The organism is Nostoc sp. DedQUE05, from assembly GCF_034530955.1.
Taxonomy (GTDB): domain Bacteria; phylum Cyanobacteriota; class Cyanobacteriia; order Cyanobacteriales; family Nostocaceae; genus Nostoc.
On record NZ_JAVRCB010000009.1, the window covers coordinates 77497 to 99957 of the forward strand.

Sequence of the window (22461 nt, forward strand, 5' to 3'; positions counted from 1 at the left end):
AAACCTTCATTGAAAAACAGGAAAAATAGTCTATGTCTCTACTCAATACTCTTCCTAACTATGAACCCATCGCTCGTTTACAGAATGAATTCAAGAATACGCCTGAAGATTTGGTAGCAGGTATAATACCTGCTTTAGAGCAAATATTCTTATCACAACTTCCTGCGGGAGCGCATATTCTTGAACTGGGTTGTGGTTCTGGCTATTTAGCACAGCAGCTTAACATTAAAGGATATAAAGTTACTGGAATCGATGCTTCTGAAGGGCTACTAAACTACGCTAGAAAAAACGCGCCTGAAAGTGAATTTATCCTTGGCGATATACGTAATTTTGAATTACCACCCATCTTCGATACAGTTTTGGCAAATGATGTTTTTCATTTTATCCAAAACAATGAAGAATTAAAAATGGTATTTAAAAACGTATATGCTGCACTTAAAGATGGTAGCATCTTTGTGTTCAACATACCAATAACAGATTGGCTACATGAAGCTGCTCAAAAAAATAATTTTAATATTGTCTACGTTAACGACGAATGCTCATTAATAGAGTTATTCTATTACAAACCTGAAGAAAGGACATGGGAAATCAAAGTTACAGGATTTGAATTAATAGAAGAAACCTGGAAGCGTTCAGACACCGTTTGGCTAAGGAAAGATCACTTTTTAGAAGAAGTTCAATCAGCTTTAAAAGATGCAGGATTTACAGAATTTAATTATTACAATAGCAAAGATTTTGGGGAAAGTGAAGACATAGCTTGCTTTGTTTGCCAGAAGACATCTTTAACTTAATAATCCAATTGCAAACTTTGCAAATTATTAGACTTGTCGCTTAATAATTGCCGCTTCTCCATAGAGTTTATAGTTAATCTAAATAGAAACTTTTTGGAGGAAAAATTATATTAAGCGATATTTCTACTTTATATAAGTTAAAAACACGTATAGTAATTAGTAACTTTTGATGACATATTAGCAATGGATAAACATCACTCTAATTTATCACCTGCCAAAAAAGCCCTTCTAGAAAAATGGAAGGGAGGAAAATTTCAAGCTGATACTATTCCCAAACGTCAAATATCTAAAAATATTCCTTTATCTTTCTCTCAACAAAGACTATGGTTTATCGACCAACTTTACCACGGTAGCTCTTTCTATAATATTCCCATTGCTTTCCATATAAAAGGACAACTAAATATTACAGCGCTTCAGCAAAGTCTGAATGAAATTCTCAAGCGTCACGAAATTTGGCGCACAAATTTTACACTTGTCAATGGAGAGCCAGTACAGGAAATTGCACCAAAGTTAACTTGGGATTTACCTATTATTAATCTTGAGCATTTATTTGGTAAAGATTGGGAAGGGGAAGTAAAGAAACTTATAGCCGAGGAAGTAACAAAACCTTTTAATTTAGCGAAAGGACTTTTAGTCAGAGCAACTTTACTAAGCTTGAGTGAAGAAGAATACGTTTTGCTTGTAACCATGCACCACATCATTACAGATGGATGGTCTTGTGGCGTGTTCCTGCGGGAGTTGTCAACTCTGTATGCAGCTTTGTCTACAAATCAGCTTTCTGCTTTACCTGAACTCCCGATTCAGTATGCGGACTTTGCAATTTGGCAACGCGATCGCACCCAAGGTGAATTCCTCACGACCAAATTAAATTATTGGAAGCAGCAACTAAGCGGTGATCTGCCTGTACTACAATTACCCACAGACCGTCCGCGACCTAGCGTCACAACTTTTGCTGGTGCCAAACAATACTTTACATTCTCAGCAGAACTGACTGATGCACTTAGGCAATTAAGCCAGCGAGAAGATGCCACTTTATTTATGAGTTTGCTGGCAGCATTTAATGTATTATTATACCGCTACACAGACCAAGAAGATATTGTGATTGGTTCTCCAATTGCCAACCGCAATCGAGCCGAATTAGAAGGTATGTTAGGTCTGTTTGTTAATACTTTAGTATTGCGTAATGACCTCAGTGGTAATCCCAGTTTTTGCGAACTTCTCCGTCGAGTCCGTGAGGTGACTCTCGATGCTTATGCACATCAAGATTTGCCTTTTGAGATGCTTGTAGAAGAATTGCAACCCGAACGAGACTTAAGCCGAAATCCACTTTATGAAGTCATGTTTGTGCTGCAAAATACTCCAACATCTGTACAGGAAGTATCTGGATTAACCTTGCGTGCTTTAGAGTTTGAGAGTGGTACTGCTCAAATAGATATTTTCTTATCGATATCTGAATCGCGAGAAGGCTTAACAGGGTGTTTAGAATACAATACAGATATTTTTGATTCAACAAGAATTACCCAATTTATTAATCACTTCCAGACTTTATTAGAAAATATACTCGCTAATCCAGAGGAACGCATTTGTGAATTATCACTATTAAGTACTGATGAACAAGAACAATTATTACTAAAATTTAATCAAACTTGTGCAGACTATCAAGATGTATGTCTCCATCAATTATTTGAGCAGCAAGTTGAACTAACACCTGACTCTGTGGCATTAATTAGCCAGTCAGAAAAAATTACCTATCGTCAACTTAACCATACAGTTAATCAGCTTGCATATTATTTACAAAAACAGGGTGTAACAAAAGAAACATTTGTTGCTTTATGCCTAGAACGTTCTATAGACATGGTGACGGGAATTTTAGCAATCCTTAAAGCTGGCGGTGCATATATTCCCCTCGATCCGAGTTATCCAGTTGAGCGTCTAAATTTTATGCTCTCTGATTCTCAAGCATCAATATTAATTACCCATCATAAAATTGTCGAAAAACTATCATTATCTTCGCCTAAAATCGTTTATCTAGATATTCAAAAAGACGAAATTGCTCGAGAAAGTCAAGAAAATCCCATTAACATCTCCTCATCTGATAATCTTGCCTATATTATCTATACTTCTGGCTCAACTGGAACTCCTAAAGGCGTTCTTGGCAATCATCGTGGGACAGTAAATGGCTTACACTGGCTATGGAAAACTTATCCTTTCAATCCAGAAGAAGTTTGTTGTCAGAAAACAGCTATTAGTTTTGTAGATTCTGTTTGGGAAATTTTTGCTCCTTTACTTCAGGGAATTCCCATAGTAATTATTAATAATGCAACTCTACTAGATCCACAGTTATTTATAGAAGCTTTAGCGCATCACAAAGTTACCCGTATTATACTTGTACCCTCACTCCTGCGTTTACTGCTAGATAATTACCATCATCTAACCAATAAATTATCACAATTAAAACTCTGGATAACTAGTGGAGAAGCATTATCTGTTAACTTAGCTAAAAGTTTCCGAGAATTAATACCATTTGCAAGACTAATCAACCTTTACGGTTCATCGGAAGTTTCTGCAAACGCCACTTACTACGACACCAGTTTATTATCAGACCAAGCAAACAGTGTACCTATCGGTCGTCCTATTGATAATACTCAAGTCTATGTATTGGATCGCAATTTACAACTAACCCCTGTAGGAGTTGTTGGCGAACTTTATATTGGTGGCGACGGATTAGCGAAGGGATACTTACATCGCCTGGAATTAACCGCTGAAAAATTTATCGATAACCCCTTTGTTCTAGGAAATAAACTTTATAAAACTGGTGACTTAGTGCGTTATCTCAATGATGGCAATATTGAATATTGGGGTCGCCACGATGAACAAGTAAAAATCAGAGGTTTTCGAGTCGAATTAGGCGAAATTTCTACAGCTATTACAGAACATCCAGATGTAAAAGAATCGGTTGTCATTCTTAGCAACGATACTCAAGAAAGTCAAATTTTGATTGCTTATGTCGTCACCCAAAATCAGGATATAGCTGCACAACTGTTGCCTTACTTGCAACAAAAATTGCCTAATTATATGCTCCCATCCAGCTTTGTGGTATTAAATACTTTTCCACTTACACCTAATGGCAAAGTAGACAAGCGTTCTTTTTCCACAAATGAATTTATCCGACCAAATATTACAAATTCCTTCATCCCCCCTCGGAATTTTACAGAGTTGTCATTAGTAAAATTGTGGGAAAATCTACTAAAGACTAACCTCATTGGAGTGACAAATAATTTCTTTGAATTAGGTGGCCATTCATTTTTAGCTGTACGCTTAATGGCTCAAATTCAAGACAAATTTGGGCATAATCTTACCCTATCTACTCTTTTTGAAAATCCCACAATTGAGAAACTAGCTCTTATTGTCAGTCAGCGATCGCACGAAATTTATAATTCTCCTCTTGTAGTAATTAACTCTTCTGGTTCCAAGACACCTTTCTTTTGTATGCATGGCGCAGGTGGAGGTATTAATAACTATTTTAATTTGTCCAGAAGGCTTGGTGAAGACTATCCATTTTATGCCTTGGAACATACCCCTAATCAAGAAAAACCTGAAATTCTCTCACTAGAAGAAACAGCAAATAAATACCTCCAACAAATTCGTAAAGTACAGCCAAATGGCCCTTATCTTTTAGGCGGTCATTGTTACGGTGGTGTACTTGCTTTTGAAATGGCGCAGCAATTGCAAAGACAGGGTGAAGCAGTAGATTTGCTAGTTGTTATCGATGCCATTCTTTTAGAAACACGCATTGAATCTACAAAGGATGACGATGCAAAATTTTTACTTCGGATGGCTGAATCCATAAAAACTGATAATAATATAGATTTTTCGATTCCTTTTGAGGAACTTAGAGTTTTGCCACTAAATGAGCAACTTAATTTGATTAATAAAAAAGCAAACTTCATCTTTAGTGATACAGAAATTAAAGATTTCATCAGCTATTACAAACTTTTTAAAGCTGATGTTCAAGCTATGCGAGATTATGTCCCACGACTTTATCCTCATCCCATAACTCTATTTCGAGCTAACGAAGAGATTATTCATGACTTTGATAATCCAGAATGGAATACTGATGACCCATTATTAGGTTGGGGTAAATATTCTAGTCTACCTATTCAAGTCATTGAAGTTCCTGGCGATCATTTCTCGATTTTCGTTGAGCCTCATATTCAAAAATTAGCTAAACATCTGAGAAATTGTATCGATCGTGCTGTGTGCAATGTCATAAATAATGGGAGTAAAAAAGACTAATGAAACTACCCCCAGGGCCGAAAATCCCCTTATGGTTGCTAGGTCTGCAATTTGAGATTAATCCCTTTGGTTATTTGGATACTATTTCCCAACGTTATGGTGATATCGTTACTATAATGTCTGGCTCTACACCAATTGTTTACATCAGCAATCCTTCAGGGATAAAAGAGATTTTTACAAATACTAAGGAAATTACAGCTAGCGGTGTATTAAACCAAGATTTCGCCTTCATAACCGGAAATCAAGGAGTTCTGCAACTTGATGGTTTAGTTCATAAAAATCGGCGTAAGCTCCTAATGCAAGCTTTTCATGGAGCGCGGATGCAAGCGTGTGGCCGAGGTATCTGCGAACTCACGGAAAAGATGATGAGTAAACAAGTGGTTGGAAAAGCTTTTATTGCATACCCAATCATTGAAGATATTACTTTTCAAGTTGGTATAGAGCGGGTAATCGGTTTGTATGAAGGAGAGCGCTACAACAAAATTAAGCATTTATTTGCGTCTTTGCTTAAACTCGATAGACAATCTCTTATAGCTAAGATTATTAGTAATATTTTCCAAGAAAAAGATTTAGGTAAATGGAGTCCCCAGGGATATCTCCTTCACCTCCGGCAAGAACTTTTTCAATTGTTATCTACTGAGGTTAAAGAACGTCGCCAGCAAGCAGATATTTTACGCACTGATATACTTGGCGATTTGATATTTGCTTGTGATGAAACAGGTGAAACTTTAAGCGATGAAGAGGTGCGTGACCTTTTATTATCGCCTATATTTGCAGCTGGTGATGCTTCGGGAACTGCCATTAGTTGGGCTTTATACTGGATTCACCGCTTAACAAATGTTCGGGAGCAACTACTAGAAGAACTTGATAGTCTTGGTCAGAATCCAGACCCCATGAGCATTGTTACACTCCCTTATTTAAGTGCTGTTTGTAACGAAGTTTTACGAATTTACCCAACCCAATTGTTTACATTTCCCAGGTTGGTAGAATCTCCAATTGAGTTAATGGGCTACAAACTGCATCCCGGTACAATACTTCTTGGCAATATTTATTCGACCCATCAGCGTGATGATTTATATCCTAAACCAAAAGAATTTCAGCCAGAGCGCTTTTTAGAAAAACAATTTTCTCCTTATGAATTTCTGCCATTTGGTGGCGGTTCTCGTGTGTGTATTGGCGCGAGTTTTGCTCTATTTGAAATGAAACTTATATTAGCAACTATTCTTTCACGCTATCAATTAGAGTTGATCGATCAGCGCCCAGAACGTCCTAAATTTGCAGGTTTGATTTGTTCTCCTGCAAGTGGAGTAAGAATGGTCATGCGTAATCGGCGTCAGTATCAAGGAAAGTCACAGTCACTGATTTCTGACTTGGTTTAGCCCTTGAATTTAGTTTTCTATTCAGTTGATATAGGTCATATTTCTAAATATAACCTTTTCAAGTATAAAAATACATTTTGTTTTGGAGTAAATAGATATGAATCAGAGTAATAAAGGCACAGTTGTCATCACAGGAACATCCACAGGTTTAGGCCGAGTAACTGCGCTTTCATTGGCCAAGCAAGGGTATCGCATTTTTGCAGGAGTCCGTACAGAGAAAGATGCACATTCACTAAAACAGGCTGCATCTGGTAATTTAACACCCATTATTATGGACATAAGCAAAGCGGAAGAAATTAAATCTGCTGCGGAATTTGTCTCACTGGCGGTTGGTGATGATGGTTTATTTGCATTAATTAATAACGCCGTTGTAGCTGTAGATGGGCCACTAGAATGTATTCCCATAGATGACATTAGATGGAATTTTGAAGTAAATGTTGTCGGACAAATTGCAGTTACACAAGCATTTTTACCAAAGATCCGACAAGCCAAAGGTCGAATTATCTATATTAGTGGAATTTGTGGCAGATTAGCTCTACCTTATAGAAGTCTTTTATCTGCTTCAAAATTTGCGATCGAGGCAATTACAGATTCTTTAAGAATGGAATTATCTTCTAGTGGAATTGAGGTTATTTCCATCTTACCAGGGGGAATCGTAACTCCAGAACAGGCTGACAAAGTAGAAGCTAGTTACCAGGAAATATTAGCTAATATGTCACCTGAAGCTAAAGCTATATATGGCAAGAATTACAAAATATATATGCAAGGAGCAGTAGAGGACAATCGCAGCACAGGTTTACCACCTGAAAAAGTGACAAATACGATTTTGGAGGCTTTGGAAGCTAGGAAACCTAAAAGACAATATTTTGTCACCCAATCATCATGGGAACTTAGGCTATATGCCTTATATAAAAGATTGGTGCCGCATCAATATTTTTATGACAATTTTTATAAGGATATGCAAAAAGGAATGGGATTGGATTAGCAATTTATCATTATTTTATTCTTTTTGAATAATAACTAGAACAGAGATAGGAAATATGTCAAAACATACTCACCAACTTCTTACAAGTGACTGTCGTTTTTGCTCTTTGGTTTCTCAAGCTAATGGAGAAGATCCAATTGGGACAGCAGGTACTTGTGAGCATTGGTTGATTATGGAAGTTCCACAACCTTGGCCGCAAGAAATATTTCAAGAAAATCCAACTATTAAGCCATTGGTGAGTTTATTTGAAGAGTTAATTTTTAAGCATGGAATCAAGTTGAAACCAATGCTAATTGCTCCTGATGGCGAGTATTCTCATCCTGGCTTTACCCGCGTGTTTTACTACTACCGTCCTGCAAAGCTTTTTTCTCAGTTTGAGAAACAGGAATTTGTTGTTCCAGAAAGCAAAGCGGCTGCTTTGGTGACAGCAATATTCAAGCAGTTAATGCAACAACCCAATAATTTATCAGAATTTCAGCAATATATACAACAAACAAGTCACATTCGTGAACTCATGGTTTGCACCCATGCTCAAGTTGACCTTGCTTGTGGCAGATTTGGGACTCCTATCTATCGACGATTACGTAAAGAATATGCTCCTACTTCTAATGGAAAGTTAAGAGTTTGGCAAACAACTCACTTTGGTGGTCATCAGTTTGCTCCTACCTTAGTTGATTTACCCCAAGGCTGCTTATGGGGGCACTTACAGCCAGATGTATTGGATTTATTAGTGCAGCGAAACGGTTCAGTTTCTGGTTTGCGTCAATACTACCGAGGATGGACTGGTTTGAGCGAATTTGAGCAAAGTGTTGAACGCGAAATTTGGATGCAGTCTGGTTGGAACTGGTTAGATTACTTGAAAGCAGGTAAAGTTCTGGCGATGGAAGAAGTAGCTGAAGGACAGAATGCTGACTGGGCAGAAGTTCGTATTGATTTTGTAGTTCCAGATGGTAGTACATCAGGTGCCTATGAAGCCAGAATAGAAGTCTGTGGTGAGGTCATGAGTGCATTTAACTCAGCAAAAGAGATGGAGTTAGAAGCAGTGAGACAATATCGCGTTAGCCGTTTGGTTAAGGTTGAGTAAACAGAAATCATCCAAAAACTAAAAAATGACTTTACAAAAACAATCCCAAATTACAAATGAAATTCTTCAAGGTAATCTTGTTCAGTTGATGTTTAAGTTATCAATTCCCAGTACTTTGGGGATATTGATGCTTAGTTTAAACACTTTTATTGATGCTTTATTTGCAGGACGATTCATTGGTGAAACTGCTTTGGCGGGTATTTCACTTGCACTACCATTTACAAGTATTATCAATGGATTTGCTCTGTTAGTTGGGGTAGGTTCTGCTTCTGTTCTTAGTCGAGCTATAGGTGCTGGAGATATCAAAACTCAGTCCAAAATATTTAGTAATCTAATTGTGATGAGTGTTGCAATATCATTTTTTATCACAATTTTTGGTTACAGCTTTGGTAAAGAATTAATTGTATTAATAGGAGGAAGCGGTGAAGTTGCTTTAGAAGGCACAAAATATTTTAAAATTTATATACTAGGCTCATTATTTCTGATAGTAGGAGAAGCTTGTAGCCGTGTTATAAAATCAGAGGGAAAAATTAGGTTAACCACAATATTTGACTGGCTGTTTGTTATCGTTAACATTTCCTTAAATTATATATTTATTAGTGTATTTAATTGGGGAACTCAAGGTATTGCTTTTGCAACATTTATAGCGATGATTGTTTATAGCGTTGTCAATTTAGGTTATTTTATATCTGGTAAAAGTTCTATTCCAGTTAATTTTAAAAAAATTGCGATCGCTAGAGATTTACTACGTGCAATATTCTTCATAGGGATATCAGAATTATTTTATCCATTGACATTGTTGATTCAAGATTTGGTGATTTTTAATTTAATTTCTTACTACGGAACAAATAGTGATATTGCTTTCTTTGGAGCAACAGCAAATGTATCTTTATTTGTCTTTATTCCCATCATTGGTTTTGCCCAAGCATTACAACCTATAATTGGCATGAATTATGGCGCACAAAATTATGGCAGGATAAAAAAAGCATATTTAACTTTTGCAATTATTGGAACTCTTTTGTCAATATTAATTTGGTTGCCTTTACAATTAATCCCAAGTAAATTTTTGGGTATAATTCTACCGGGAATTAATTTTACAAAAGATGACCTGTTAAATTTTATAATTCTCACAATATCAATACCTATATGGCCTTTAGCACATTTTAGCAATACTCTTTTTCTATCTATAGGCAAAGGCAAAACTGTATTAGTAGTAATTTTGTTAAAAAGTATAATTTTAACAATACCCATGATATTATTCTTTTCAAAAATATCAGGGGTAAGAGGCATATATTATGGAATGCTTTTGGCAGATGTTTTATTTATGTTAATTGTATTAATATTAACAATTTTGGAATTTAAATCTTTAAGTTCACTTCAACTTGAAGCAAGCAAATCGTAAAATACAGGAATCATAAAAGAGAGAATAGTCTACAGAAAAATATGTATAATGAGTTGTTTTTAAGAGCAAATAAGACTGAGATATATTACTAGTATGATCGGGAAATTTAAGCGTAAATCTTATTAAGACTAATACCCGAAATTAGTACCAAATTACAAAGCATATTTAATTAAATGTCACGAGGTTAATTATGTATCAAGACGAAAAAGAAGACACAACAATTTACAAAGTGGTAGTGAATCATGAAGAACAGTATTCCATTTGGGCATCCGATCGCGAAAACGCTGTTGGTTGGAAAGATGTTGGAAAAAAAGGTTTGAAGCAAGAATGTCTGGATTACATCAAAGAAGTCTGGACTGATATGAGACCACTTAGTCTCCGCAAGAAGATGCAGGAAACATCTGGCAACATCCAGTAAGCAAATGTGCGTTTCAATTGTGCATCTGGGTGGATTTTGTATGTCCACTCCACAAGAGATATGCATTTTTATGCTGCAATTCAATTTCTTTTAGCTTAGTAACGCTTGTTATAAATGGAGAATTCTATGGTAGTATCCTCAGTTCAAGAGACACGAGTATGGTTTATCACTGGAACCTCAAGTGGCTTAGGTCGAGCATTAGCAGAAACAGTGCTTGAGCGAGGTGAGATTGTGGTGCTAACGGCACGGAATCCACAACAGATAGAAGATTTAGCAGCAAGCTTTCCGGATCGGACATTAGCGCTGCAACTTGATGTCACGAAACCCGAAGAGGTACAGGAAGCAGTGAAACAGGCAATTGCCGAGTTTGGACGCATTGATGTACTTGTTAATAATGCTGGATATAAAATTGGAGGGGTAGTTGAAGAAATTAGTGATGAGGAAGTTCGCTATCAATTTGAAACCAACTTCTTTGGTGTTTTAGAAACGCTTCGAGCAGTACTACCTTATATGCGAAAGCAACGTAGTGGGCATATCCTGAATATTTCATCAACAGCTTGCTTTATGGCAGAACCAACTGGTGGATTTTACGGCAGTAGTAAACTGGCACTAGAAGGTATTTCCGGTTCATTAGCTTACGAAGTTGCACCGTTTGGTATAAAAGTTACAGCAGTTGAACCTGGCAGTTTTAAAACAGATTTTATTAAACGTTCTTTTGTTGCCAATGATAGTCAAATAGATGACTATAAGGAATTGGTTAATAACAGTCGTCAAGAGATGTTAGACGATCATGGTAAACAACCAGGCGATCCCAAAAAAGCTGCTTTAGCAATGATTCAAGTGGTTGATAGTGATAATCCACCACAGAGATTAGCCTTGGGAGCAGATGCAGTAGAGATTATCGATCGTGCATTAGAGTTTATGAAAGGAGAATTAGATGCTTGGAGCGAAGTATCTGTAAATACTGCATTTGATGAGGTTCTAGTAACCAAATAGTACTATTTTTCGCGGTTAATCAGACGGTCAAAAATTTAGATAATAAGTAATACTTTTGACAAGCTAAACGTCTGCGCCAAATAGCGCTTTGACTTCTGACGACAAATAAAGCGTGTTACCGACCGTTGTATAGAAAAGTGGCTTAATACTGAAGCGATCGCAGGCAGTAAATAACGTGAGTTCGACAAGCCCTTTTTTGACCTCTCCCCCAACCCCTCTCCGTGTCGGAGAGGGGAGCCAAAACCCTAATTTCTCGTTGCTCTTCTCTTTCCCCGTGGGAGAGGGAGGTTGTCCGGGAGAGGTTCATCGAACTCACGTTAAATAAAACCTGCCTCGCTTCATGCCACAAGATAAATGCGAATTCACCCCGCAAATGTTGCAAACATTCGATGCTAAACTTTTCATCAAGATGAAGTACAATTTGGCTGTCAGAATGGGTACTAAGTCGATGACTCAAGTTTTTTAACTGATGCTTTCTAACTTACAACCAGCTGGTATCAGAGGTAATTGGCGATCGCTTTGGGGCATCTTTGGCATTAATAGCGATCGCTTCCTCAATCGATTTTATCCCAGTTCCTGATAGCCAACCCAGTCCAGAAGCTTTGCCTGTTGGTTGTCTATTTAGCGATCGCTGTTCCTTCGTTGAAAATCCAAACGGTATGAGTCAGACAATTTTGGATTTTAGATACTTCGACTTCGCTCAGTACAAGTTTTGGATTTTGGATTGACCTCATAGATAAATCTAGGGGCTTGGGAATTTTAGATTTTAGATTTTAGATTAACTCCATAAATGAATCTAGGGGCTTGTACCATCAAGGAATGTCGGTCATTAAATTTTGAATTTTAGATTTTTCCTTCAATTCAAAGTCTAAAATTCAAAATGATTTTACCGTAAACGCCCCGATCGCAATGTACTAATAATTAACCACAAACCCAATAAACTAGCGACTGCAAACAGGATGGTGCTTAAAAAAGATAGCTGAGTTGTTTGCGCTCTGGTGGAAATAATTGCCGCACCCATAATCAGCGAACCCACTAAAATACTAAAAGATAGTCGGTTAGCGGCATCGTCCATAGTGCGCCGTACACCATCTAAACCCCGCAGTGATAGATTCCACTGTAAGGTTTCTGAGGTAACTCGGTCTAATAATAGTTCGATTTGGCGGGGAGATTGGAGAGATAGACTTTTAATATCTAAGGCTGTCCGTAATAGCGATCGCACTGGATTATCGCCCAGTAATTGCCGACGAAACAAGTCTGTAATTAATGGTTTAACTTCATCAAAAAAATTAAGCTCTGGATTGAATGTCCGCGCTACCCCTTCTAAATTTGCTAGGGTTTTGGCATACAAACCCATATTACTAGGCAACCTAATTTTATTGTTGCGGGCAACTTGTAAAACTTCATAAATTATCTGACTGAAGTTTATTTGCGTGAGGCTGACATTGTGATACTTTCGCAACATGCGATCGTAATCATTTTCTAACCGCGACAAAATCACTGGTTGAGCAGAATCTGATAGCTGTAAAGTTAACTGAGCGCACCTTTGAGCATCTAAATCAACGATCGCTAACAGCATCTCTGTTAATATCTGCTGTGTCCGGGGATCGAGTCTTCCCACCATGCCACAATCTAAAAGAGCGACACGCCCATCTTTGAGATAAAACAAGTTTCCTGGATGGGGATCGGCGTGGAAAAAGCCATCAATATATAGTTGCTGGAAAAATACCCGAAATAACAAAGTAGTTATTTCTTTACGCTTTTCGGCAGAGTCTTTAACATTAGGGTCATTATCCAAATCCGCCGCCAGGAACGGTACTCCATCGAGCCATTCCATTACCAGTAATTTTGCTGTGGTCAATTCCCAGTTAATTTCCGCAACCACTATTTGTGTGGGATCGTACCAGCGACTTTTAGATAAATTGCGCCGCAGTTGGTCTGTAAAACCCGCTTCGCGTGTAAAATCCAATTCAGCTTCTAAGGCTTTGGTAAATTCTTCGGCGATGGATTTGATTTCGTAGGTTTGCCCAAAATCAGTCCGCGCCACTAAATCGGCAATACCTTGAATTAAAGCAATATCTTGAGCAATAGTCAGATCGATTCCCGGACGTTGCACTTTGAGAGCGACTTCTCGACCGTCTGCTAGTGTAGCTCGATGTGTCTGGGCAATCGATCCTGCTGCTACGGGGATCGGGTTAACTGTGCTGAAGGTTTCTGCTAATGGACGTTTTAATTCTTTGCGGAGGATTATTTCTATCTCTGACCAAGGAACTGGCGGTACTTCATCTTGTAGAGTTGACAATTCCTCAATATAGGAGGCACTCAGTAAGTCGGGGCGGGTAGACATTAACTGGCCAAGTTTGACGTAAACTGGCCCCAAGTCTACCAGAATATTTTTTAAAACCGCAGGTGTCGGCAGCTGGGGTTCATCAGCTTTGCCACCAGTAAGTAACCTTCGCATATAGTCCCAGCCATTGCGAAGGAAGACTTCCAGGATTTCTCGTTGACGGGGAACAGTTTGGGTGAGGAACATTTTTGTAAAAAACTGCAAGGATGCAGAGGAGTTAAAGAGGTAGACAGCAGGGGATGACAATACAACCGAAATCAGCTCTAGTTTTGGTGCTTGTTAAAGTTTTGCTAGCTGCAGCACAGTCTTGAAATCTTTTGATGGATGATTGTACGGCTTGGTGGAGCTTCTGTTCGTTCAGCATCCGTTTGACGTAACTAGAGCAAGAATCCCCGCCGTGTAATAAGCGATGGGAACAAGAAAATCCTTTAGACGGAGAAATGTATTTTTGATAGGCAGTAATAGAATCGATTGCCATTGTCTTGGCCAGAGGCTCAAAGCTAATAATGTCCATAACTGTCAGATAAAATAACAGACTGTCAAGTTATAATGGGAAAACAGACTTTTTCGCCTCTGCCAAGGGTTCTAACTTTTATAGCAGGTCGGTAAATCGGGAATCGCTTTGGATAATTTTAAGGATCTGCTTGATTTCCTGGGTACGTTCTTTTTTGACAACGAGGGTGACATTGCGATCGCGCACAATCACCACATCCTCTAAACCAATAGTAACAACTACATCTTCTGGATTTGAGGCGTAAATAATCGCCCCTTGCGTATCTATACCTACGTGAGTAGCAAGTTCCACATTGGGAGTCTCTTCCGTTTTCAGTAAGCGTTCGATCGCATTCCAATCTCCTAAATCATCCCAACCAAAATCAACTGGCAAAACGTATGCTAGAGTTGTCTTTTCCATTAACGCATAGTCTATACTCTTCTTAGGCAACTGGGGATAGATATCAGGGCCATGTTGTTCTAAAGGTTCGATAATTTCTGGAGCATGGGTATGTAGTTCCTTGAGAACAACCCCTGCCCGAAAAACGAACATTCCACTATTCCAGCTAAAACGTCCCGTAGATAAAAAAGTCTCTGCCGTTTCTCGGTCGGGCTTTTCAGTAAAGCGGTTCACGTGATAAGCTGGCAACTCATTAAAGCTACCTATTTTTTCACCTTGTTCAATGTAGCCGTAACCGGTTGATGGAAAAGTAGGCTTGATCCCCAGTGTAACGATCGCTGCTGTGCTTGTTGCCAGTTGCGTAGCTGCATTTAATGTGCGTGCAAACGCCTCTTGGTCAGCAATCCAGTGGTCAGCAGGGAAAAAGCCAATCACAGCGTCTTCACCATAGCGCTGTTTGATTTCTAAACTTGTCCAAGCAACGGCGGCGGCTGTGTCTCTGCCTTCCGACTCAATCAGTAAGTTTTCAACTGGTAGATCGGGTAGTTGTTGTCTTACGCCTTCAGCTATCTGACTAGAAGTGATCACCCACAAGAAATCCCACCCGCCACCGAGTTCAATCAATCGATCGGCGGTTGCTTGTAATAGACTTCTAGAGCTACCATCAAGACTTAAAAATTGCTTGGGTCGGTCTTTGCGGCTTAGGGGCCAAAAACGTTCACCTTTACCACCAGCTAGGATTACGGGGAACAATAAAGTATTCATGTTGTCATACACGCCTACCGAAGAACATTACAAGTTTACAGTGAGCTTTTCCACTGGCAATATTTGTAGCTTGGATTAACATACTTTTAGGGAGTGGTTGAGTGGGGAGATAATTGTGATAAAACAAGTCGAATGGTCGGAAAATCCGGTTACGTCTCAGCAAGTAGTAGAGTTTGAAAGTGACGTGCGATCGTCGCAACTTCAACGGACAGAAAATCAAGTAGCGCCAGCACCTGTAGCCGACTCAGAGGAGGAGCAGGTTGAACTAAACCAGCCAGCGAATCCGAACCGTAGCGTCATCGAATCTGTGGGCGCATTTCCCAATCAGCTTTCTGAGAGACTGGGCTTAACCATGCCTCGATGGCTGTTATGGTTTATGACGGTTGTCATTGGCATCATCTTATCTGGGCTGCTGGTGTCAACATTAGCGCTGTGGACTCCTTTATGGAGCAATCTAGATCGAACAGATGACGATTTAGGAACTGCTGCTAAAGACGAAGTAAAAATCCCATTACCAGGGGAGTTATGGGGCAAACTCTCCCAGTACAAGCTTTCACGTCCGATGAATATTTTAATCATGGGGATTGAACCAGTCAGCGGTACCGTTGATGGCTCACCAGAAAGCTTTGCAGGCAAAAGCGACTCCATGCTGCTGGTACGACTTAACCCTAGTGAAAAATCTGTAAGAGTACTTTCCATTCCCAGAGATACAATGATCGCCATCCCCGAAAAGGGAGAAAAGGGATTAACTAAGGTATCTGATGCCAATGCCAAAGGCGGCCCAGTCTTAGCAGCACGGGTAGTTAGCCGTACCTTAAATAATGCCCCAATCGATCGTTACATCCGTATTTCTACCAGCGGCTTACGGCAGTTAGTCGATCAGTTAGGCGGAGTAGAAGTCTTTGTTCCCCAATCAATGGAATATAAAGACTCCAGCAGTCGGCTGTCGATTAATTTAGTCAGTGGCTGGCAAACCCTTAATGGCGAACAAGCAGAACAGTTTGCCCGATTCCGCGAACCAGGTCTGGGAGATTTACCGAGAGTGCAGCGTCAGCAAGCACTAACAGGTGCCCTGCTGCAACGCTTAAATAGTCCCACCATCTTACCCAGGTTGCCTCAATTGACTCGCCTAATGCGAAAATATTTTGATACCAACCTGAAGATGGAAGAAATGATGGCGTTGGTCAATTTCGGACTTAACCTAGATCGCGATAATTTCCAAATGACTGTGTTGCCTGGTACCTTTAGCCGCTTTAGCAAAGACCCCGATAGCTATTGGCTGAATATGACTGGACAACAGAGCCTGTTGAATGATTATGTTGGGGTCAATGTACCTGGTCTAAAGCCAGATATGCGTCAGGTTCCTAACCTCAAAATTGCTATTCAAAATGCTTCAAATCAACCTCAGCTAACTGAAAAAGTTATTGCTTATCTTAAACAGAAAGGCTTTAATAATATTTACAAAGTGCCTGATTGGCCGGATACCCAACGTCAAACTCAGATTATTGTCCAAAAAGGCAACCGACGAGTTGGGGTTGATTTGCAAAAAGTCTTAGGCTTGGGTCAAATCGAGGTCTCTGCCATTGGTGATTTAGAATCCGATCTGACAATCCGCATTGGTAAAGATTGGAAATAGGCAAGAATCATTAATCATTAGTCATTAGTCATTAGTCATTAGTCATTGTTAACTAACAAAGGACAAAGGACTAATGACAACGGACTACTGAAAAATAATAAAGTTATGAAAAAGATTTTACTGCGCTTTTTGGGTTTGATTGTAATTTTGCTACTAGCCTTTGGGTGGATAATACTTAATCCCAAACCGGCTTTTGCTCAGATAAACACAATCAATTACAACAATATAAATTTAGAAAATCGTGACTTTTCTCATACTGATTTGGCAGGGGTAACTTTTGTCGCAGCAGAAATGCGGGGGACAAATTTTCAAGGAGCGAATTTAACCAACGCAATTCTGACTAAAGGAGTTTTATTAAAGGCAAATTTGGAAGATGCGAACTTGAGCGGTGCTTTAGTAGATCGCGCGACTATGGATGGTGCTAACCTGAAAAATGCCATCTTTACTGAAGCCACTTTGACCCGTAGCCGCTTTTATGATGCTGATGTCACTGGTGCTGATTTTACCGATGCTTTAATTGACCGTTATCAAGTGTCGCTGCTGTGTGAAAGAGCCGATGGGGTAAATCCGGTTACGGGTATGTCAACGCGAGACAGTTTGGGTTGTAGGTAAAGAATCTCGGCGTTGAGCATAAAATAGAGATATTTTATCGGAATATGGAAAATAAAGCTTATTTATTAGATTATGTATTATTAATTACAAATTTGCTTTTATTTTGGTATTTTCACAAAGGTAAAAATCTAAAAATCCATGAGCAAACACAAAATAAACTTAATTTTACTATTCAACCGAAGTTGCTTCGATTTACTGGGTTATTTATTGGACAAGTAGGAATAATTTACTTATTTGCTATTTTTGTGATGATACCAGTTACACAACTTAAATGTGACCGTGTTCCGCAAAATTTAGAAAGTTCCATTATTCAACAAAAATCATCAACAATTATATGTCAACTGACAGAGTTTGATTTTATCGGTCATCAAAAAAGCGAAAAACAAATTTCTGGATTAACTGAAACTCGTTTAGAAAAACAAACTAAAACCGATAAAGAGGGAAAAAATATATATGAATATCAAGTTCAGTTATTGACTAATAAAGAGAGTATTCCATTTAGACGAATTACTTACAGTGATTATTCTTCTGAAGAAGCAGAGTTTATAATATTAAAAATTAAGAATTTTTTAGCACAACCTTTAGAAAAAAGTTTACTAGTTACGCAAGATGACACCATAATCCTTTATGGTGCAATTGGAATAACCCTATTTTGGTTTTTATTAGGTTTACTGATTATAGCAACAGGTTCATTTATCAACTGTAATTTTGATAAAGAATCAAATAGTTTAACTCTCAGTCGCTATCGATGGTTTGGGACATTGGGAAAAGCAGTTTTTCTCTACTCGTTGAATGAAATTGTCGAGATTAAAGTTGAAAGCTCTTCTAGCGAAGATGGCTTTGTTTATCGAGTTAGCTTAACGTTAATATCTGGTGAAAAGGTATCTTTAAGTGGCTGCTATAGTTCTGGGTTTGAAGAGAAACAAGAAATGGTTAAGATGATCAAAAGTTTTCTCGCTGCAAATTAGTACCTATTTATACCAATTCTGCCGCTTTCTCAAGAGCAACTCTGCGATTGCATCCCAAAAAATGATTTTAAACTCTAAAGAAAATAAATTATTATATTGATTCAGGTGTTGGTATATTAGTCTGTTATGATGCCTTCGGGGAACGGAGGACACCTCTACTTATCCTGGCTCCCCTATTTAAAATTGACTGAAACTGTCAAAAATCAGTAGCCTCTAATTATCAATGGGAATTTCAATTAAAAACTCTGTTCCTTCTCCTGATTTAGAGGAACATTTCATCTGACCATGATGTTTCTCGACTACTATTTGATGGCTAATAGACAATCCTAACCCCGTACCTTTACCTGGTGCTTTGGTAGTGAAGAAGGGATCGAATATATGCGATCGCACCTCTTCTGGAATCCCCAGACCATTATCAGCTATTCTGATTACAACCTGGTTATTAATTAATTGCGTATTAATCCAGATAGTCAAAGGTATTCTCGGACACGTTTGTAATAATTTCAAATACCTCTGCTGTATAGTGTTAAACTTTTCCTCTAATGCATCAACACTGTTACTCAAAAGATTCATAAACACTTGATTTAATTGCGCGGGATAGCATTCGAGCAAAGGTAAACTATCATATTGTTTAACAATCTCAATTGCTGGGCGATCGTTATTATTTTTGAGGCGATGCCCTAAAATTAACAAAGTACTATCCAACCCTTCATGAATATCTACTGGCTTTAATTCAGCCTCATCTGTACGAGAGAAGTTTCGCAGTGATAGCACAATATCACAAATCCGCTCTGTTCCTACTTTCATAGACTCAAGGGTTTTCGGTAAATCTTCGATGATAAAGTCCAAATCACTCTTGTTGATTTGCTCTTGGATAGTTGGCAATATTGAAGAGTGTTGACGGTAAAGATTCACTACCTTGAGCAGTTCTTGAGTATATTCACTTAAATGGATAAGATTGCCAAAAATAAAACTGATAGGATTGTTGATTTCATGGGCAACTCCAGCAAGTAGTTGTCCTAATCCTGCCATTTTTTCACCCTGAATTAACCTGGTCTGAGTTTGTTTTAATTCTTGCAGAGTCTGAGTAAGTTCTAAGGTTTGACGTTTAGTTTGTTCGAGTAATTCTGCTTGCTGAATCGCAATTCCTAATTGCACCCCAACTTGAGCCAGTAAATTAATTTCCTCTTCTTTCCAATAACGTGGTTGCGAATTTTGATAAGCAACTAATAATCCCCATAATTTTTCACCTTCGCGAATCGGCACAAAGGTTTCGTTACGCGGAAGTTCGTTATCGTCGTCTGTATCCTCAAAAGTTTCTATAATCGTTGGTTGGGTTTGTGCAACTGGTTTCCAACCATCTTTAAAGGAATCTGCTACAAATTTACCGCTCCAATCCGGGTTGAAACGGTAGATTGCAATTCGCTCAACTTCGAGTAACTCTCGCACAGCGTGAGTAGTAGTTCTAAAAATAGTTTTAATATCGAGTGACTGGCGGATTTTATCAATAGTTGCAGCCAGTAGTTCTTGGCGTTCCATTGCTTTTTCGCGTTCAGTGGCTTCTGCTAACTGGACAACCTGCATTTGAACTTGCTTTAAATAAGAATCCTGTTTTAATGCAACTCCTAATTGCTCGGCGATTTGACTAGCAAATTCAACTTCAGAGGGTTGCCAGTAGCGAGGAGCAGTGCATTGGTGAATACACAGCAATCCCCAAAGTTCACCTTTTTTCAATAGAGGTGCGACCATATTTGCCCGCACTTGAAATTTTTCTAAAATTTGGACGTAGCAACCGGGGAACTTTCCTTGATAAATGTCAGCGATCGCATTTACTCGACCTTGGGCGTAAAGGGGTGCAAAGTTTTCTCCGAAACAATAGTCATAAACTTTTTCTGCCATTACCGAGTTACACTCAGGCACAAAATCTTCAGAAATAAATTCTCCTTCCCAATCTTTTTGCGGGTCAAAACGAAAGACTGCCACTCGGTCTGCTTGCAGCATTTGCCGGGCCTCAGTGACAGTAGTTTGGAAGATTGTATCTAAATCTAGAGACTCTCGAATTCGAGTAATTACACTAGTTAATGTTTTTTGTTGCTCTGCTTGGTACTGAGCGTATGCCAGCAACTTATGATGTCGCACTGCGACACCAATTTGTGTGCCGATTTTGCTCAGTGATTCGACTTCATAAGATTGCCACTCTCTGGGTGAGGCATTTTGATAGGCAGCGATGATTCCCCAAAGTTGATCTCCTTGGAGAATCGGGGCAGTAGCAAAGGCTTTTGCCTGAAATTGCTCCAACAGAGTTACATGACAGTTTGTTAATTCGGCTTGGTAAATATCATTAACTATAAAAGTCTGGTTGTTAACGTAACGCCCGCCTTGCGTCTGTTGTAAATAACTATCAGCGATCGCAGACAGAAGACCAACTAAAGGAGTCCAACCTTCAGCAAATGATTCAGCAACAAAGTTACCACTCCAATCAGGATTGAAGCTAAAGATGGCAACTCGGTCAGCTTGCAACAGCTTGCGTATTTCTTGAGTTGTGGTTTTAAAGATAATTTCAATATCAAGGGGTGAGCGAATTTCATCGACAATTTTAGCTATTACTTGGTCGCGCTGAACTGCTTGAGCCAATTTTGCAGCTTGCAATTTGACTTCATGAAGATGCTTTGCTTGTTGAATCGCAACAATAAGATGGTCAGCAATTTGACGAATAAACTCAATTTCCGATTCTTTCCATTCACGAGTCTCACTGCACTGATGAATGCAAAGCAATCCCCACAGTTCCTTCTTCCGCGATAGAGGGACAACGAGGTTAGCCTGCACCTGAAATTTGCTCAAAATTTCCAGATGACAATCACTCAGTCCCGCATTGTAAATATCTGCTACTGCTTGCACTTTACCTTGTTGATAACTAGAAGCAAATTGTTCTCCAAAGCAGTGATCATAAACTTTTATTGCCATTGCTGAGTTCCAGCCAGTTGCAACATCTTCAGAAACAAATTCTCCCTGCCAGTTTTGTTCGCGGTCGAACTGGAAGACTGCTACTCGGTCGGCATTTAGTAACTGACGCACTTGTTTAACAGTCGTTTGAAAAATTGTTTCTAAGTCAAGAGATTCCCGAATTCGGACAATGACACTCGCCAGAGCTTTTTGTTGCTCTAGTTGCTCTTGAAGTTGAGCGCTTGATAAAAGAAGTTGATTTTCTGTGAAATTTGAATTGGGTTCCATTGCTCTGGATTATTTTGTTTTTTATACAAGGGTTCCTCACACCAAACTTCATGGGGTTAACAAGTGTCAAAAATATGACAAACTGCAAAGTTTTACAGTCTTCAACTGGCCGCGTCCAGGATTCACCAATTTCAGATGGATAGCAACTTGTTGGGGTAGGGACGAATGGGCGCTTTGGGACTGAGTACTGGGTACTAGGGAATAAAATATGAGTAAGATTTGTTTGGGATTCAAATCTCGCCCGATATCCAGTCTCTAGTCTCCAATCCCCAATCCTTAGTTCAACTATTTCCCAGAAGATGGTTATTGTTATAGTTCCCCTTTCTCGATCTATCCTTGTAATGGATTAAAAAATAATTTTGGCTTGTACACAATAGAGGAGATAACTAAGTACGCAATTGTGTAAATTCGTCGTCAATTGAGGGTTTAATTGAAACACAGAGGAGCGCAAAGTTTATTTGGGTATATTCACTACAAACTTAAAGCTTGGCTGTCACTAAGTTAGTGTTGTCAAGGCAAATCAGAAAATCCGTCTGACCCCTTTGAAATCGCGATCTAACTAACTTGTAATTCGCTGTATTATAGCAATTCAGGAATTTAATTTTGAGCGTAGGCGAGCATTTACCGTAGATATCACTTTGCCTTTGCCGTTGGCGTAG

Annotated in this window: 16 protein-coding genes and 1 pseudogene; 11 read left to right on the forward strand and 6 right to left on the reverse strand. The window is 38.8% G+C overall.

Features of this window, described 5'->3' with window-relative positions; translation table 11 throughout:
* Positions 1-32: 32 nt before the first annotated feature.
* The 8 genes from RMZ42_RS08670 to RMZ42_RS08705 all read left to right on the forward strand — a co-directional run bounded on the left by RMZ42_RS08670 (position 33) and on the right by RMZ42_RS08705 (position 11351).
* The gene (locus RMZ42_RS08670; protein ID WP_322671033.1) at positions 33-791 is read left to right on the forward strand and encodes a class I SAM-dependent methyltransferase; all 759 of its coding nucleotides are present in this window, start codon (positions 33-35) and stop codon (positions 789-791) included.
* Between the two features lie 183 nt (positions 792-974).
* Positions 975-5087, forward strand: a complete 4113-nt coding sequence (locus tag RMZ42_RS08675; protein WP_322671034.1) for an amino acid adenylation domain-containing protein — start codon at positions 975-977, stop codon at positions 5085-5087.
* Positions 5087-6466: a cytochrome P450 gene (locus RMZ42_RS08680; RefSeq protein WP_322671035.1), complete on the forward strand. Its 1380-nt coding sequence runs from the start codon at positions 5087-5089 to the stop codon at positions 6464-6466. The genes RMZ42_RS08675 and RMZ42_RS08680 overlap by 1 nt, the downstream gene beginning before the upstream one ends.
* 97 nt (positions 6467-6563) lie before the next feature.
* On the forward strand, positions 6564-7451 hold the full coding sequence (locus RMZ42_RS08685) for an SDR family NAD(P)-dependent oxidoreductase (protein ID WP_322671036.1): 888 nt from the start codon (positions 6564-6566) through the stop codon (positions 7449-7451).
* 55 nt (positions 7452-7506) lie between these two features.
* Positions 7507-8535, forward strand: coding sequence for a sucrase ferredoxin (locus RMZ42_RS08690; RefSeq protein WP_322671037.1), 1029 nt, complete (start codon positions 7507-7509; stop codon positions 8533-8535).
* A 25-nt stretch (positions 8536-8560) separates the two neighbouring features.
* Entirely contained in the window at positions 8561-9937 is a 1377-nt protein-coding gene (locus tag RMZ42_RS08695; RefSeq protein WP_322671038.1) for an MATE family efflux transporter, read from the forward strand.
* Positions 9938-10127: 190 nt separating this feature from the next.
* A complete protein-coding gene (locus tag RMZ42_RS08700) occupies positions 10128-10355 on the forward strand; it encodes an MbtH family protein (protein ID WP_322671039.1) in 228 nt (75 codons plus the stop codon).
* Between the two features lie 126 nt (positions 10356-10481).
* On the forward strand, positions 10482-11351 hold the full coding sequence (locus RMZ42_RS08705) for an oxidoreductase (protein ID WP_322671040.1): 870 nt from the start codon (positions 10482-10484) through the stop codon (positions 11349-11351).
* 63 nt (positions 11352-11414) lie between these two features.
* Here RMZ42_RS08705 and RMZ42_RS08710 read toward each other — a convergent pair.
* The 5 genes and pseudogenes from RMZ42_RS08710 to RMZ42_RS08730 all read right to left on the reverse strand — a co-directional run.
* A pseudogene (locus tag RMZ42_RS08710) lies at positions 11415-11516 on the reverse strand (hypothetical protein); the annotation flags it as partial.
* Entirely contained in the window at positions 11494-11808 is a 315-nt protein-coding gene (locus tag RMZ42_RS08715) for a hypothetical protein (RefSeq protein WP_322671041.1), read from the reverse strand. The pseudogene RMZ42_RS08710 and the gene RMZ42_RS08715, both read right to left, overlap by 23 nt.
* 429 nt (positions 11809-12237) lie before the next feature.
* On the reverse strand, positions 12238-13884 hold the full coding sequence (locus RMZ42_RS08720; RefSeq protein ID WP_322671042.1) for an AarF/ABC1/UbiB kinase family protein: 1647 nt from the start codon (positions 13882-13884) through the stop codon (positions 12238-12240).
* 31 nt (positions 13885-13915) lie between these two features.
* Positions 13916-14212, reverse strand: coding sequence for a membrane protein insertion efficiency factor YidD (gene yidD / locus RMZ42_RS08725; protein WP_322671043.1), 297 nt, complete (start codon positions 14210-14212; stop codon positions 13916-13918).
* A gap of 78 nt (positions 14213-14290) precedes the next feature.
* Positions 14291-15355, reverse strand: coding sequence for a mannose-1-phosphate guanylyltransferase (locus RMZ42_RS08730; protein ID WP_322671044.1), 1065 nt, complete (start codon positions 15353-15355; stop codon positions 14291-14293).
* A gap of 115 nt (positions 15356-15470) precedes the next feature.
* On the opposite strand from RMZ42_RS08730, the gene RMZ42_RS08735 reads away from it, so the two are divergent.
* The 3 genes from RMZ42_RS08735 (at position 15471) to RMZ42_RS08745 (ending at position 18571) form a co-directional block, all read left to right on the forward strand.
* The gene (locus RMZ42_RS08735) at positions 15471-16991 is read left to right on the forward strand and encodes an LCP family protein (RefSeq protein WP_322671045.1); all 1521 of its coding nucleotides are present in this window, start codon (positions 15471-15473) and stop codon (positions 16989-16991) included.
* Positions 16992-17096: 105 nt separating this feature from the next.
* Entirely contained in the window at positions 17097-17603 is a 507-nt protein-coding gene (locus tag RMZ42_RS08740; protein ID WP_322671046.1) for a pentapeptide repeat-containing protein, read from the forward strand.
* Between the two features lie 44 nt (positions 17604-17647).
* Positions 17648-18571, forward strand: coding sequence for a hypothetical protein (locus RMZ42_RS08745; RefSeq protein ID WP_322671047.1), 924 nt, complete (start codon positions 17648-17650; stop codon positions 18569-18571).
* Between the two features lie 213 nt (positions 18572-18784).
* On the opposite strand, the gene RMZ42_RS08750 is transcribed toward RMZ42_RS08745, so the two are convergent.
* Positions 18785-21802, reverse strand: a complete 3018-nt coding sequence (locus RMZ42_RS08750; protein WP_322671048.1) for a GAF domain-containing protein — start codon at positions 21800-21802, stop codon at positions 18785-18787.
* Positions 21803-22461: the final 659 nt, after the last annotated feature.